The sequence below is a fragment of the Paenibacillus sp. MAEPY2 genome, from assembly GCF_000499205.1.
GTDB classification, from domain to species: Bacteria; Bacillota; Bacilli; order Paenibacillales; family Paenibacillaceae; genus Paenibacillus; species Paenibacillus vandeheii.
The window spans coordinates 61,988-75,874 of sequence record NZ_AWUK01000004.1 but is presented as its reverse complement, the minus strand read 5'-3'; the positions used below and the strand labels follow the sequence as shown (position 1 = coordinate 75,874).

Annotated in this window: 14 protein-coding genes and 1 other RNA gene; 11 read left to right on the top strand and 4 right to left on the bottom strand. The window is 47.8% G+C overall.

Annotated features, from left to right (window positions below; genetic code table 11):
* Window positions 1–12: 12 nt before the first annotated feature.
* The 3 genes from P364_RS0101830 to rnpB all read left to right on the top strand — a co-directional run bounded on the left by P364_RS0101830 (window position 13) and on the right by rnpB (window position 2,353).
* On the top strand, window positions 13–771 hold the full coding sequence (locus P364_RS0101830; protein ID WP_024628458.1) for a tRNA (adenine(22)-N(1))-methyltransferase: 759 nt from the start codon (window positions 13–15) through the stop codon (window positions 769–771).
* Window positions 747–1,862 (top strand): Nif3-like dinuclear metal center hexameric protein, encoded by a 1,116-nt coding sequence (locus P364_RS0101825; protein ID WP_024628457.1) that lies wholly within the window; start codon window positions 747–749, stop codon window positions 1,860–1,862. The genes P364_RS0101830 and P364_RS0101825 overlap by 25 nt, the downstream gene beginning before the upstream one ends.
* A gap of 81 nt (window positions 1,863–1,943) precedes the next feature.
* Window positions 1,944–2,353: RNase P RNA component class A (rnpB, locus tag P364_RS36030), an RNA gene on the top strand.
* A gap of 242 nt (window positions 2,354–2,595) precedes the next feature.
* On the opposite strand, the gene P364_RS0101820 is transcribed toward rnpB, so the two are convergent.
* Window positions 2,596–3,825 carry an aminotransferase-like domain-containing protein gene (locus P364_RS0101820; protein WP_024628456.1) on the bottom strand — a complete coding sequence of 410 codons (1,230 nt, stop codon included), beginning with the start codon at window positions 3,823–3,825 and terminating at the stop codon, window positions 2,596–2,598.
* 108 nt (window positions 3,826–3,933) lie between these two features.
* Between P364_RS0101820 and pdxR the strand changes: the two genes are divergently transcribed.
* Complete coding sequence (gene pdxR / locus P364_RS0101815; protein ID WP_024628455.1) at window positions 3,934–5,454, top strand: MocR-like pyridoxine biosynthesis transcription factor PdxR; 1,521 nt, start codon at window positions 3,934–3,936, stop codon at window positions 5,452–5,454.
* Window positions 5,455–5,539: 85 nt separating this feature from the next.
* Complete coding sequence (locus tag P364_RS0101810; RefSeq protein WP_024628454.1) at window positions 5,540–5,797, top strand: hypothetical protein; 258 nt, start codon at window positions 5,540–5,542, stop codon at window positions 5,795–5,797.
* A 95-nt stretch (window positions 5,798–5,892) separates the two neighbouring features.
* Here P364_RS0101810 and P364_RS0101805 read toward each other — a convergent pair whose 3' ends face one another.
* Window positions 5,893–7,767 (bottom strand): S8 family peptidase, encoded by a 1,875-nt coding sequence (locus tag P364_RS0101805; protein WP_024628453.1) that lies wholly within the window; start codon window positions 7,765–7,767, stop codon window positions 5,893–5,895.
* 288 nt (window positions 7,768–8,055) lie between these two features.
* Between P364_RS0101805 and P364_RS0101800 the strand changes: the two genes are divergently transcribed.
* On the top strand, window positions 8,056–8,562 hold the full coding sequence (locus P364_RS0101800; protein ID WP_024628452.1) for a YpuI family protein: 507 nt from the start codon (window positions 8,056–8,058) through the stop codon (window positions 8,560–8,562).
* A gap of 1 nt (window position 8,563) precedes the next feature.
* Here the strand turns inward: P364_RS0101800 and P364_RS37720 are convergent, their stop codons facing one another.
* Window positions 8,564–8,836, bottom strand: coding sequence for a hypothetical protein (locus P364_RS37720; RefSeq protein ID WP_024628451.1), 273 nt, complete (start codon window positions 8,834–8,836; stop codon window positions 8,564–8,566).
* Between P364_RS37720 and P364_RS36705 the strand changes: the two genes are divergently transcribed.
* From P364_RS36705 to thiI, 5 genes are all read left to right on the top strand, one after another.
* On the top strand, window positions 8,747–8,947 hold the full coding sequence (locus tag P364_RS36705) for a DUF1540 domain-containing protein (protein WP_306440240.1): 201 nt from the start codon (window positions 8,747–8,749) through the stop codon (window positions 8,945–8,947). The two genes, P364_RS37720 and P364_RS36705, sit on opposite strands and share 90 nt — an antisense overlap.
* 34 nt (window positions 8,948–8,981) lie before the next feature.
* Complete coding sequence (locus P364_RS0101790) at window positions 8,982–9,398, top strand: hypothetical protein (protein WP_024628450.1); 417 nt, start codon at window positions 8,982–8,984, stop codon at window positions 9,396–9,398.
* Window positions 9,399–9,650: 252 nt separating this feature from the next.
* Window positions 9,651–10,406 carry a lytic transglycosylase domain-containing protein gene (locus tag P364_RS0101785; protein ID WP_024628449.1) on the top strand — a complete coding sequence of 252 codons (756 nt, stop codon included), beginning with the start codon at window positions 9,651–9,653 and terminating at the stop codon, window positions 10,404–10,406.
* 176 nt (window positions 10,407–10,582) lie between these two features.
* On the top strand, window positions 10,583–11,731 hold the full coding sequence (locus P364_RS0101780) for a cysteine desulfurase family protein (protein ID WP_024628448.1): 1,149 nt from the start codon (window positions 10,583–10,585) through the stop codon (window positions 11,729–11,731).
* Window positions 11,732–11,737: 6 nt separating this feature from the next.
* Window positions 11,738–12,982, top strand: coding sequence for a tRNA uracil 4-sulfurtransferase ThiI (gene thiI / locus P364_RS0101775; RefSeq protein WP_024628447.1), 1,245 nt, complete (start codon window positions 11,738–11,740; stop codon window positions 12,980–12,982).
* A gap of 133 nt (window positions 12,983–13,115) precedes the next feature.
* Here thiI and P364_RS0101770 read toward each other — a convergent pair whose 3' ends face one another.
* Complete coding sequence (locus P364_RS0101770; RefSeq protein WP_024628446.1) at window positions 13,116–13,817, bottom strand: TerC family protein; 702 nt, start codon at window positions 13,815–13,817, stop codon at window positions 13,116–13,118.
* Between the last annotated feature and the right edge of the window lie 70 nt (window positions 13,818–13,887).

Genomic DNA, 13,887 nt, shown 5'->3' with positions numbered 1-13,887 from the left:
TGTAGGTGCTTCATGAAACTTTCGAATCGATTACAGCGAATACATGATCAAATTCCCGAAGGCAGCCGCTTGGCTGACATTGGCTCGGACCACGCTTTGCTTCCGGTAGCTGCAGTACGCAGCGGAAAAGCAGCAAGTGCAGTAGCCGGTGAAGTGAACCCTGGCCCTTATGAAGCTGCACGCAAGCAAGTTAGCGATGCAGGTCTGAAGGAACGTATTATAGTACGGCGTGGGGATGGATTGGATGTCATCTCTGCAGGAGAAGTGGATGTTGTGACCATTGCCGGGATGGGAGGGGCACTGATTGCCTCCATTCTGGATCGTGGTCTCTCCAAACTTGATGAGGTCAAGCTTCTTATTTTGCAGCCTAATGTGGGTGAAGATATTCTCAGACGTTGGTTGCTCGAGCATCACTGGGTGGTGGTTGCAGAACAACTGCTTGAGGAAGATGGCAAAGTGTACGAAATCATTACAGCAATGCCGCAAGAACTCAGTCCGATCGCCAATGAGGAAGTGTATCGCGCACGTCCCCTTGAAGGCGGGGTAGAATTGACATCAGATCTGCTGCTTCGCATGGGGCCTTATTTAACAGACCGTCCAACGGATGTGTTTTTTGCCAAATGGGAGAGCGAAATTATCAAGCTGCAAAGCGTTGTTCAGTCCATTTCCAAATCCGATCAGGAGTCTTCCCGGGAGAAGGCGGCAGAGGTAGAGCAGCTAATTGTGAACTTGAAGGAGGTACTCTCATGTTTGCGAAAGGTCAAACGGTAATTCAAATGATGGAGCAGCTTGCTCCCAAAGATCTGGCCGTGCCGGACGATCGAATTGGTCTTCAGCTTGGCAGTTTGCAAAAGGAAATTACACACGTGCTTATCGCGCTTGATGTTACGAACGAAGTTGTTGACGAGGCGATTCGCATTGGGGCCAATTTAATTATTGCGCACCATGCTATCATTTTCCGTCCGGTCAAATCGTTGAGCACCGACACTCCCATGGGGAAATTGTATGAAAAGCTGATCAAGCATGATATTGCGGTATACATTAGTCACACCAATCTGGATGTGGCTGAGGGCGGCATGAATGACTGGATGGCCGAGGCTATTGGAATAGAGAGCAAGGAGTCACTTGAGGATGTACATACAGATCATTTGTACAAACTGGCTGTATTTGTACCCCGTACTCATCATGAGCAGGTGCTCCAGGCCATTCTCGAAGCTGGGGCTGGCAGTATTGGTCAGTACAATAAATGCAGCTTCAATACGGAAGGCACAGGCACTTTTGTCCCGGGAGAGGGGACACAGCCTTTCATCGGTACAGAGGGACAGATGGAGCGTGTAGAAGAAATACGGATTGAGACCATCGTACCGCAGAGTTTGCGCAGCAAGGTTGTTCAAGCGATGCTTAAGGCTCATCCGTATGAGGAAGTGGCCTATGACCTGTATGCAATGGATTTAAAAGGCCGTACGCTGGGTCTGGGGCGCTTGGGACCACTCAAACAACCAAAGACACTCGGTGAACTGGTGGAGGTCGTGAAGGCCCAACTGGATGTGCCATACGTTCGGGTAGTAGGCGATCTTACTCAGCAAATCAAAAAAGCAGCAGTGCTTGGCGGCTCAGGTAGCCGTTATACCCTTCCTGCACGATTCAAAGGTGCTGATGTGATCGTGACTGGAGACATTGATTACCATACGGCTCACGATGCGTTGATGGCGGGTATGTGTATCATCGACGTCGGGCATAATGCCGAGAAAATCATGAAACCCAAAACGGCGGACTGGTTGCGTTCACGTTTGGAAGACAAACGTTATGAGACGAAAGTAACTGCATCAGAGGTAAACACGGAAGTATTCCAGTTTATCTAAAAGCACCCGGGTTCATTTCTTCCAGTAAGATTAAGCTTGTTTGTAAACTCAAATGCCTGTATACTATGTAATGTTGTTCGGAAAGCTTGACAGACAATCGCTGGTGGCCTTCGTTGCCACGAGAGGAAAGTCCGGGCTCCACAGGGCAGGATGCTGGATAACGTCCAGTCAGCGCGAGTTGAAGGATAGTGCCACAGAAATGGACCGCCGATGGCCGGATTTTCCGGCACAGGCAAGGATGGAACCGAGGTGTAAGAGACCCCGAGGAACGCTGGTGACTTCGTTCCTGGTAAACCCCATCTGGAGCAAGACCTAATGGGACACAGTCGACTCTTCGGAGAAGACAGCCTTAGCCCGAGGTGTGTCTAGGTTGGTCGCTTGAGCTGTGCAGCAATGTATGGCCTAGATAGATGATTGTCGCTTGTGGTGGGAGGGTAGTTCCCGTCTGAACCACGAAGAGCACAGAACCCGGCTTACGGTAAGCTTTCCTAACTACAACACAACAGTAACAAGTATAGTCCACTATCAGTCAAGGGCAAACAGAACGATTGTACCTGATGTGCCTGACTGATCAGAAGGACGCCATTACATTTCAAAAGACTTCTTCCTGCTCTTGCAGGTCATATAAATAAGGCGTCAGACTTCGAGCTTTCTCGGGTCTGACGCCTTATTTTTGTTGTTAGTTTGTGTGGAATGAAAAATGGTTCCTAATGATACAGTGGATGACAGTTTGTTACAGTGTAACTACACTGTCCGACTGTAATGATGCATGCCAGCGTTGAATGGCGCGATCCATACGCTCTACAGCCTCAGGAAGCAGATCTGGATCGGTATGGGTGAAGTTAATCCGCATACGGTTGAGCTCCGGTGTACCTGCATAGAAGGAATCTCCAGGTACGATGCACACTTTCTCTTGAATTCCATAAGTGAACAGATTGCTGGCCAGCATGCCCTCAGGCAGTTGCAGCCATAGGAACATACCGCCTTGTGGTGAATTCCAGGAAATACCTTCCCACGCTTTTGCTGCCATTAGAGTGGTCATTTTTTTCATCCGTTGTTCATAATCCTGTGAGATATTGCGAATATGCTCGTCCAGATCGAAAGACTCCAGTAGCGCATGAAGTGCTCTCTGGTCAATGCTGCTGGAATGCAAATCTGCACCCTGCTTGGCGCGGGCGGCTATTTTGATAACATCCGGAGCAGCCAGTATCCAGCCAGTGCGGAGGCCTGGAGCTACTGTTTTGGAGAATGTGCTGGTGTAGATGACATTGGACGGTCCCTCGTAGGATGCTGCATCCAGCTGCGCCAGCGCAGGGGCATCCAGTTGTTCCGGTTTAAAACGGATTTCACCATAGGGGTCGTCTTCCAGGATCAATACCCCATATTTCCGGCACAGGTCCACGGCTTGTTGCCGTCTCGCGCGAGACCATACTTTGCCCGACGGGTTAGAGAACGTAGGATTGATGTAGACGAGCTTGGGACGATACAATTGCAGCTGTTCTTCCAGTGATTCAGGCAACATTCCGTCATCATCACAAGCAACACCGTGCGCTTCAGCCTGATAGGAATGAATGACTTGAAGCGCAGCCAGATAGGTTGGTGATTCGACTAGTACGCTGTCGCCTGGATCAAGCAAAATTCGGCATACCAGGTCAATGGATTGCTGGGATCCGGTAGTCAGAAGCATATGGTCAGGTGAAGCCGGAATGCCCTTGGATTCAAGACGTTCAGCAATTTTGGCACGTAATGGTCGGAAACCTTCCGTCTCTGCATACTGAAGAGCCGCTGAACCGCCCATGAATACTTTTTCGTATGCGTCACGGATAGCTTCAAGCGGGAACGATGTTTGAGCAGGTAAACCTCCGGCAAGCGAAATCATTCCAGGTGCCTGTGCAGCCTGTAACATGTCGCGAACGACAGAGGACGGGGTGTTTTGTGCCATTTTGGACCAAGGGATATTCATATTATTCTCATCTCCTGTTATTCACTGTTATACTGATATTATAAACTATAATAGACGGAATGCAGTATAACAGTAAAATGCTGATCATAACAGTTGGGAGGTGCATGTGTGCATATTGAATTAAAGCGGGGAAGCAGCACTAAATTGTATGTTCAGATTGCACTCACCCTTGCGGACCGAATAAGGTCTGGATTAATCGAGCCTGGTACCCGTTTGCCATCGGTTCGTAAAATGACCACAGATCTGGGCGTCAGTCTGGTCACCGTGTCCAAAGCCTATGCAGAGCTTGAAGCCATACAGCTGATTACCTGTTCCCAAGGGAAGGGGTGTTATGTACGGGGGACGCAGGAGTTGGAGAAAACAGAAGATATGGAGAGGACTCACCGGACTCAAGCAAAGAATGAATCCAGCACGCCATGGAACTGGCAGATGGCTCTTGTGGATTATTTGCCCCGAGCTCAGCTCTGGAGACATTTTGATGCATCTCCTCAAGTTAGATATGAGCTGCATATGTCGGCCATTCAGCCTGAATTGTTGCCAACGCGAGAGATTATCGACAGTGCCTACCGACTGTCCTCGGATCATCCGGAGCGAATGGCTGCCTACGGGTCCTTTCAGGGGGATCGGGAACTGCGTCAGACGTTCTCCGGGCATTTTGCGGAAAGAGGTCTGCGGGTAATGCCCGAACGGATGCTAATAACGAGCGGTACCCAGCAGGGAATCGATCTTGTGGCGCGTACGTTTGTTGGTCCTGGTGACGTCGTTTACATGGAAGCACCAAGTTATACCGGAGCGATTGATGTGTTTACAAGCAGAGGAGCAAAGATCATTACGGTGCCGATGGATGACGATGGTATGCGTATTGATCTGTTAACCCGGTTATGTGATACATACCCGCCTAAATTAATATATACCATTCCTACGTTTCACAATCCTACAGGCATTACGATGAGCGCCAAACGGCGTGCACAACTGCTGAATCTTGCTCAGAGTTATCATTGTCTCATTCTGGAGGATGATCCGTTCGCTGATTTGTATTTCCGTGATCCGCCCCCTGCTTCCATTAAATCCATGGATGGGACGGGCCATGTGATATATATCAAGAGTTTCAGCAAAGTGCTGTCTCCCGGCTGTCGAGTGGCGTGTGCGGTTGCAGACGGAAGTGTACTCACCCGGCTTGTTGCTGCCAAATCCACTGCGGATCTCGGGAGCCCGCTGCTCACGCAGAAAGCATTGCAATCTTTTATTCAACATCAATACAGTGCGTATACAGCTCGTCTGAGGGATGAGTTATATTCCCGTCTGTGTGCCGCAGCGGATGTGCTGGAGGAACATAGTCCTCCGGGGATGTACTGGACTTTACCTGATGGGGGATTAAACCTGTGGCTGCAATTGCCGGATGGTTTGGATATGCGTGAGCTGCACCGCCAGTCACTTGCTGCTGGTGTTTCCTTTTTGCCGGGTTCTGCCTGTTATGTGGGGGAAACGGATACGGCGAGTCTGCGGATCTGCTTCACAGTTACGAATAAGGAACGGTTATGTGAAGGGCTACGGGTGTTATGCAGGGTTATTGAGAACATTACACCGCAGCAGGGTGGGACAACGGCTGACAGGCTCCCGCTTATTTAATTTTCTCGAACACGGACATACATCCAATCCACATTGGACCCTGTGCAATACGTTATAGTATCACTTGAAAGGGAGTTGGTTTGAAATGAACCATTTCTGTCCACCGCTTTGTCCGATTGTATGTGACCCGATCCAGGTTGTTGAAGATTACTACATCCCACAAATCGTACCCGTAATTCACCCGATCGAAGTCATCAAAAAACATCACTGTGTGCCAATTCATCATCACATGTATCCTGTCGTGGTCAAAGAAGAAGAACCTTGTTTTGTTTCAAGCCATAACGGTAAGAAAAAATCCGTGAAAAAATCAGGCAAATCCCGTACAACTACTCGCAAGCGCTAGTCGCAGCGGGTGCCCCGGGGGAATAGGTAAACATACCAAAGAGCAGCATACGCCCCGGGGCGCAGCTGCTTTTGTTTTTTATATTCAGTGTTCGGCTACTGTTTGATGTACTTTTTCATCGCATTATCCATTTGTTGTCTTACATGCTGCGGCCAGAATTGAAGTGGGGCGCTGCTGCCAGAGGCCGCCTCCAATGCTTTAAACACATCGATTTGACCATAACCGAAATACTTGTCATGACCTGGGTCACCAAGATCTATGACACTTTGACGCATAAGATCCATAACTTCCGTGTTGGTCAGATCGGGATTGAGCGAGCGAATCAAGCCTGCAAGTGCCGCTACATGGGGGCTAGCCATGGACGTTCCGGACAAGGCTGCATATTGGTTGTTCGGATACGTACTTGCGATGCTGGACCCTGGAGCCGTTACATCCACGTAATCCCCGTAGTTGGAATAGGAAGCTTTGCTCATGTCCGGATCCGTAGCGGATACCGCAAATACTTCCGGATAGGCGGCAGGATATCCTGGACGCTCCGTATTGTCGTTACCGGTCGCTGCAATTAATACGATATCGCGATCAAAAGCGTATTTGATGGCATCATGAAGAAATTGGGCATCAGCGTAATTCCCCAAACTCATATTAATGACCTTGGCTCCATGATCAGCGGCCCAAATGATGCCTTCGGCAACGGCATAGGTTGTGCCTGAACCCGAATTGTCCAGCACTTTAACAGGAAGTACCTTGTTATACCAGCTCATCCCTGCTACACCTTCGTTGTTATTCACAACAGCGCCGATGATGCCTGCTACATGTGTACCATGACCCACATCATCAAGCGGTTTGCTTGCTGGATCAACAACGTTATAACCATCCAGCAGCTTGCCCTTCAAATCGGGATGAGTCAGATCGACGCCGGTGTCTACCACGGCAACGATAACATCCTTGTTGCCTTTCGTAATATTCCAGCCGCGGTTAGTCTCAATGGCGGGCAGGTTCCACTGGTAGTCGGAGAACAAGAGATCATTGGGCACAGTTACATCTTGTTCAGGTAAGGTCTCATTGGTTAAATACATGTAGTGGGGTTCCATATACAGCGGATTCCATTTACGTTCAAAATAAGCATGCAATTGCTCATAATTCATATGTTCTGACCGAAAAACATACGTATATCCAAGCTTACGTGCCGATTGAGTGCGCAGATCGGATTTAATGATGCGCATATCCCGCTCCCCTGGCTCCTGACGGAAACGGATGACGATTTCATTTTCGTAAAAATGACTGGCATTGGCGTTATCATGCCCTGTCTTTACGGTGATTTCGTTAAGGGTGTCGGGGTGTACAGATTCGATTTTGAACTTGCCTTCCCGCGGATAAGGGATCATACGCAAATTTTTGCGCTGGTGCTGCTCGACAGCATTCAGGACATTTTGGCTAAACAAAGCGATGACGGCTCTTTTTCCATCTTTGGAAGGCTGCCCCATGACAAAAAACTTTTCTTTCCCCAGAGGAAAGGATGAAGATTCGAAGCTTTGACGTTTACTCACGGCTTTTTTGGCCAAGGCGAGAGAATGTTCCAGCTTCTGCTGTTCCACTTTGCTTCCTTTTGCTGCTGTTTTGTCAAAGTGCCGACTGTGTGATCCATTGGTATTCATTATATCAATAGACCGGATATGATCATGTGTTTGTTGTAGTTCATGAACGTATTTGCTTATTTGCACATCATTCATTTTGGAGGTTTTCTCAAGCATGATGCTAAGGTGCTGTTTGGCATCCGCGCGGGTTAGCAGATCGGTTGACTTTACATCCTGGACTTTGAGACGTTGTTTGCTTGCATGCTCCTCGTGTGGAGAATCGGGCATGGCACTTGGAGTAGGAACAGGACGATTGGTCGTTGGAAGCAAAAGTGTCAAGGCAAGTGCGCCTGCACCCGCGGCAATGGCCCAATTAACCCATTTCGGTCTGGACATAAGGGATGGAACCTCCTCGTTTGTTTTGACAATCATCTTACAGTGCTCTAATTTCATCGTTGTCACTGGATATATGTATCGTTAGGAAAAGCGGTTATTTTTATGCAGGTGAAGATCAGGGGAGCTGTGGGTAATGGGCATGTTCAGGGGTAGGAAGGGAAAGCCTGATTAAGGGATACCGCTCGTCATCTTTTTATGGTAGGATAGTAGCTGAGAATTCAAGGTCAGGGGAGAACCTCCCGTTGGCCGATCTATATGTAAGGACTTATTTAAGGGGGAGCTACCTTTATGTCAGCAGCCAATGTACAGAAAACATGTGAGTCAACTAGGGAAAAGTTAAAACCGGCTATCGATCGGATCGAACAATTTTTGAATGAAAATGCCTTGCCTGAACTGGATCAGAATCAGACGGAGGAGTCATCAGCGTTCTACAAAGGATTTCTTTCGGATCTCCGTCATTTGCTCGTTTTTTCTGAAGTTTCTTACGAAAAACTTGGCGTTGTGCTGCGTCGTGCCAATTTTGATGTCGATTTTGCCGAGAAGGCTCTCTATAACACATACCATCAAAGCATAAACAGCTTTTTTTATCCTAAAAATGAATGTTACTCCGAAGATGGAAGATATGCTTACACTGGTCAGGATGCAATCCGTTTCCGTGATAAGCCAATTCGTGCAGTACGGGATGTCATTCTTGAGATATCAAAAACGTACGAAGAATTGCGCGATGACCTGGCATTTTATGAAAGTGACTACCTAACGCAGCGTCGGATGCAAAACCAACGCAATCACGCGTAAATCAATTTTTTAACTTATATTTAAATTGGACAAAACCGCCCTTGTGGCGGTTTTTTTGCGTTTTCTTCAACTGGAATTGCGGAGAAAGGCCCATGTCATCATCTGGTATTTCGTTGGAGAATAGCTCATTTACGGTGCGGAGACAATAGATGTCGAGGTGATAAAAATGAGCCATGAGAAGCCAATAGTCAAATGCAGTGTTGCTAACTGCCACTTTTGGGGAGAAAACAATTTCTGCCAGGCCGATGCCATCATGATTGACATTGACCAACATGCCACCCGCCGCTTACATGAGGAATTTGCCGGAGAGACCTTTGATTCCGATCATCATGATCATGCACGTACATCTTCTGCCACATGCTGCCACACATTTAGACCGAAATGAGCAGTCATTCCCATTTATATGGAGGTGCTTTGCATTGAATAATGACCATAGAGATAATCACCCGTTCCATCGTCCAAAAACAACTTCGTTAGATGAAAAAAAGCGTGAGCGTGTAGATTATCCAAGACGCAGCCACAAGGAAGAGTATGGTGCAGAGGTAGCACCTACAACGGGTTCTATTCGAACAGAACCAACGGAAAGAACAGATCATGCACCTGTGAGGGACGAAGAAGACGGTGTCATGAAATCTACCGGCCGAATCTCCGGTTATATGGGGCTGGCCTTTGGTATTGCTTCCTTGTTCATGTGGTCCATTGTTCTGGGTCCGGCAGCAGCAGTGCTTGGATACTATGCTTATGTCAACGGCCGTAAAACCGCAGGGGCGTGGTCTATTGGACTTGGTGCCGTGGCAACACTCAGCTATTTCTTCATGATTCCATTCGCTCGCTGATACGTAAAAACATGATCTGAACAAGTAATCCTAATGAGCATATAACCGACTGATATGAGTTGCTTGTTGTAGCCTTCTGCTTCCACCTTACTTAAAGGTGATAGCAGAAGGTTTCTTTCGCATTTACGCAATGATGTTGTACAATCGGTTTATTTTTTTGAAAACATTTTGAAAACGATAGAACCTTCCTGTAAAATAATGTAGAATAAAGTCATAATCTACGTTTACATTATACGGGAGTGAATATAACTCATGCAGATTGATCCGCGCGCGTCGCGGCAGTTGCTGGAACTGCAATTGTCCAATAGTCTCAACGAAACAAATGCATCGGATGGAAATTCCGATTCAACGGTGGATTTTGCCAGTATGATGGACGGGCTGCTCGGGACGAATTCAAATTCTTTAAACCATACCGTAGGAGAAGACGTGAACTCTGCTTCGATCTCCAAACGATCCAGTGATGGTCTGTTGTGGCTGCAACTGGGCAGCATGTATAGTCCGGATGCAAGTTCTGTTTCTTCCTCAAACAGTAATGTGGCTTCTTTATCTTCTCTGATAAACACTGGAGTAGTGGATTCGGGTGCATCTGTACCTACGGATTTTGAATCTTTGATTGCTTCAGCGAGCGCCAAATATGGGGTGCCTGAATCTTTGATTAAGGCAGTCATTGATACAGAATCCGGCTTCAATCCAAATGTTGTGTCTTCCGCAGGTGCCAAAGGACTCATGCAGTTAATGGATGGCACGGCAGCAGGGTTGGGGGTAAGTAACGCTTACGATCCCGCTCAAAATATAGATGGTGGAACCAAATACCTTTCTCTCCAGCTCCAGCGTTTTGGTGGCGAGGTGAAGATGGCACTTGCTGCATATAATGCCGGACCGGGACGGGTTTCGAGTCTGGGTGTATCGAATGACGCTGAATTGATGAGTGTACTTAACCGTCTTCCTTCGGAAACACAGGCTTATATCTCCAAAGTGGAGAAAGCGCAGTCGAAATATATGGTGTAAATGGTCTATACCAAAGAAATGGCATACACAACAGTACGTCCAGTAAAAGATCAAACGCGGGAACAGCAGCCCTTAAATGTGCGTAGTTCCTGTTTGGTCTTTTTGTGTTGAGCGGGGATCGTGTTACAATGCTCACTGTAGATTCCACAACGAAGAGACAAGGAGGGGAACCTCATTTGAAATATTTTGATCATGCCGCAACGACGCCTCCTCATCCGGATGTCATTCTTACAATGACTGAGATTATGGAGGCACAATATGGGAACCCATCATCGATTCATGGGTATGGTGAGCGAGCCCATCAACTGTTGCGCCGAGCGCGATCTGTCTGTGCAGCTGCTATTGATGTGAAGCCGGAAGAAATTATATTTACCTCAGGTGCAACCGAGAGCAACAACCTTGCCCTCAAAGGCGCGGCATTACAGTATCAGTCTCGCGGCAAGCATATTATTACAACGGCAACGGAACATGCTTCGGTATATGAAAGTTTTGCACAGTTGCAGCAGTGGGGCTGGGAGGTCACATGGCTTCCCGTGGATTCCGACGGGCTGATTAGCGCCCAGCAGATGATGGATGCCATAAGACCGGACACGGTGCTTGTGAGTCTGATGCATGTGAATAATGAAACAGGAGCGATACATCCAATTGCTGAAATCGGAGCACGTCTGAAAAAGGAAGCACCAAAGGTGCTTTTTCATGTGGATGGCGTGCAGGGCTTTGGCAAAATGGAGGCTAAACCTGCAGCATGGGGGGCGGATCTGTACAGCTTGTCTGCTCACAAGATTCGTGGTCCCAAAGGAGCGGGACTTCTCTATGTACGAAGTGGAGTGCAGCTTACGCCTCTACTGTCAGGAGGTTCCCAGGAGCAGGGACTGAGAGCGGGAACTGAAAACGTACCTTTGCTTGTCGGTATGGCGAAGGCGATGCGTCTCGCAGCAGAACGTCAGGCTGATTTTGCACAGCGTACAACGATTTTGCGAGATCGTATTATGGAGGTCATCGATACGATTCCCGGACTTGTCCTAAATAGTCGTAAAGAGGGAGCACCGCACATAGTTCATTTTTCTTATCCTGGAATGAAGGCAGAAGTGGCGCTTCATACCCTGGAACAACTTGGAGTAACCGTTTCTACACAATCTGCCTGCTCTTCGCGATCAGCAGAACCCAGCAGGGTATTGCTTGCCATGGGCAGGGATAATGCTTGTGCTGCGGGTGGATTGCGTATTAGTCTTGGAGATGAACATACAGAAGAAGATGTGGCTCTGCTCGGGCAGGCTTTACATCAGATGGTGGCGCAGCTGCGCCCGTTGGAAAGGCGGATGTGATTTTAGATGAAATATGATATGCTGCTTCTCCGTTTCGGAGAGTTTATGTTAAAAGGAAAAAACCGTGCCCGGTTCGAAAAAACGATCATTACCCAGGTACGTTCCCTGCTCAAACCGTATCCAGGCGCAAGTCTCCGGAAGGAGTTTGGACGGTTGTATGTCGATTTGGGTGGCGAATCTCATACTGAACTGATTTCTGTGCTGAAACGAGTGTTCGGTGTTATGTCGATCAGTCCGGTTAAAGTGACTCCATCTGAGCTTGATCAGATCGTGGAGACGGCCGTTGCTTTTATGGATGAAAGAGTGAGTGAATTCAAAGAAGGGACTACATTCAAAGTTAATGTGCGGCGTGTATGGAAAGAGTTCCCCAGTTCTTCGCATGAAATGAACCATCTGGTAGGTTCTCCGATTCTTCGGAAATTCCAGCAGTTGAGTGTAGACGTGCGTCAACCTGACATTGAACTGCGCGTGGAAATTCGGGATCAGGGCACATATATCTTCAATGAGGTTATTCCGGCCGTAGGCGGATTCCCCCTGGGTACGAATGGAAAAGCGATGCTCTTACTATCGGGTGGTATAGACAGCCCTGTAGCGGCATGGTCTTCGATGCGTAGAGGCCTGGAAGTGGAATGCGTCCACTTTTACAGTTATCCGTTCACAAGCCAGCGTGCCAAAGAAAAGGTCATTGATTTGGCGCGTGCACTTGCTGATCATGCAGGCACAATTAAACTGCATCTGGTTCCTTTTACGGAAATTCAAACGGCATTTACCCAACTGGGACAAGATAACTTAATCATTACACTGATGCGCCGCTCCATGTTACGTATTGCCACTAAGCTGGCTGAACGTGAGCGTGCGCTTGCACTAATTACCGGAGATAGTCTGGGTCAGGTAGCAAGCCAAACCCTGCCGAGCATGAATGTTATTGGGCGTGCGACGGATCTGCCGTTGCTGCGACCACTTGTCATGATGGATAAACAGGAGATTATAACGCTATCCAAACAGATCGGAACGTACGATATATCGATTCTGCCCTATGAGGATTGTTGTACTCTTTTTGTACCGAAATCTCCAACCACGAACCCAAATCTTCGCATTGTGGACAAAATCGAAGCAACCATGAGTCAGCTGCCAGAATGGGTGGAGCAGGCAGTGGAGCAGACAGAAACAATTACGCTCCATGCAGGCGAAAACTTTATGGTAACCAGTCAGCAGGATGAAGCTAATGAAATGAAAGAAGAGTGGTTCTGAGGACCCGTGTTTTGTTTGAATGACATAATAAGGACTATGTTATCTTCAAAAAGAAAAAGGACTGGCCAATGTATTATCGGTCAGTCCTTTTTATGCTACCTGTGGGAATTGGGAGCAACATTTTATTAAAAGCTTAGGAATAGGAGTGCTGTCGCTCTCCACCTGGTTTTTTGCTGCTTGCACGTTTGCGATATCCGGCGAACACAACACCCGCAGTGACGAGAACGATAAATAAGATTCTCAGTGCAGGATGCTCAGTGAAGAAAGGCACAAGACGATGCTCCTCTGTAATCATGTTAGAAGCCGTATATCCCAGCACGATGGCTCCAAGATAAATGATCCAAGGGAAACGGTTAATTAATTTGATGAACAGCGTACTGCCCCAAACGATAATAGGCACACTGATCAGCAGTCCGAGTATAACAAGTACCAGATGCTGCTGAGCTGCACCAGCAACAGCGATGACGTTATCCAGTCCCATGGCAGCGTCTGCGATCACAATCGTTCGCACAGCTACCCAGAGAGAACTGCCGGCCTTAATATCCGAATGCTCTTCCCCTTGATCTGCCAATAGCTTGTACGCAATCCAGATTAGCAGTAATCCCCCAACAAGAAGTAGCCAAGGCACTTTGAGCAGCCAGAGCACAATCACAGTGGCCACAATGCGAATCAACAGTGCGCCGCCTGTTCCATAAAGAATCGCCCTTTTTTGCACAGAGGGGTGCAAATTTCGAGCTGCGAGACCAATTACGATGGCATTATCGCCAGCCAGAATTAGATCAATAAATACAACGTTCAACAACGCTAGCCAAAAAGCGGGGCTAAACAGCTCCATACGATGTCACTCCTTCTATATTTCCAACCCTAAGAAAGCTTGTTCAACGTTTAAGAATAGCATGGACAAC

Coding starts and splice junctions, on each gene's coding strand:
- P364_RS0101830 (WP_024628458.1), top strand. CDS start 13: ATGAAACTTTCGAATCGATTACAGCGAATACATGATCAAATTCCCGAA.
- P364_RS0101825 (WP_024628457.1), top strand. CDS start 747: ATGTTTGCGAAAGGTCAAACGGTAATTCAAATGATGGAGCAGCTTGCT.
- P364_RS0101820 (WP_024628456.1), bottom strand. CDS start 3,825: ATGAATATCCCTTGGTCCAAAATGGCACAAAACACCCCGTCCTCTGTC.
- P364_RS0101810 (WP_024628454.1), top strand. CDS start 5,540: ATGAACCATTTCTGTCCACCGCTTTGTCCGATTGTATGTGACCCGATC.
- P364_RS0101805 (WP_024628453.1), bottom strand. CDS start 7,767: ATGTCCAGACCGAAATGGGTTAATTGGGCCATTGCCGCGGGTGCAGGC.
- P364_RS0101800 (WP_024628452.1), top strand. CDS start 8,056: ATGTCAGCAGCCAATGTACAGAAAACATGTGAGTCAACTAGGGAAAAG.
- P364_RS37720 (WP_024628451.1), bottom strand. CDS start 8,836: ATGTTGGTCAATGTCAATCATGATGGCATCGGCCTGGCAGAAATTGTT.
- P364_RS0101785 (WP_024628449.1), top strand. CDS start 9,651: ATGCAGATTGATCCGCGCGCGTCGCGGCAGTTGCTGGAACTGCAATTG.
- thiI (WP_024628447.1), top strand. CDS start 11,738: ATGAAATATGATATGCTGCTTCTCCGTTTCGGAGAGTTTATGTTAAAA.
- P364_RS0101770 (WP_024628446.1), bottom strand. CDS start 13,817: ATGGAGCTGTTTAGCCCCGCTTTTTGGCTAGCGTTGTTGAACGTTGTA.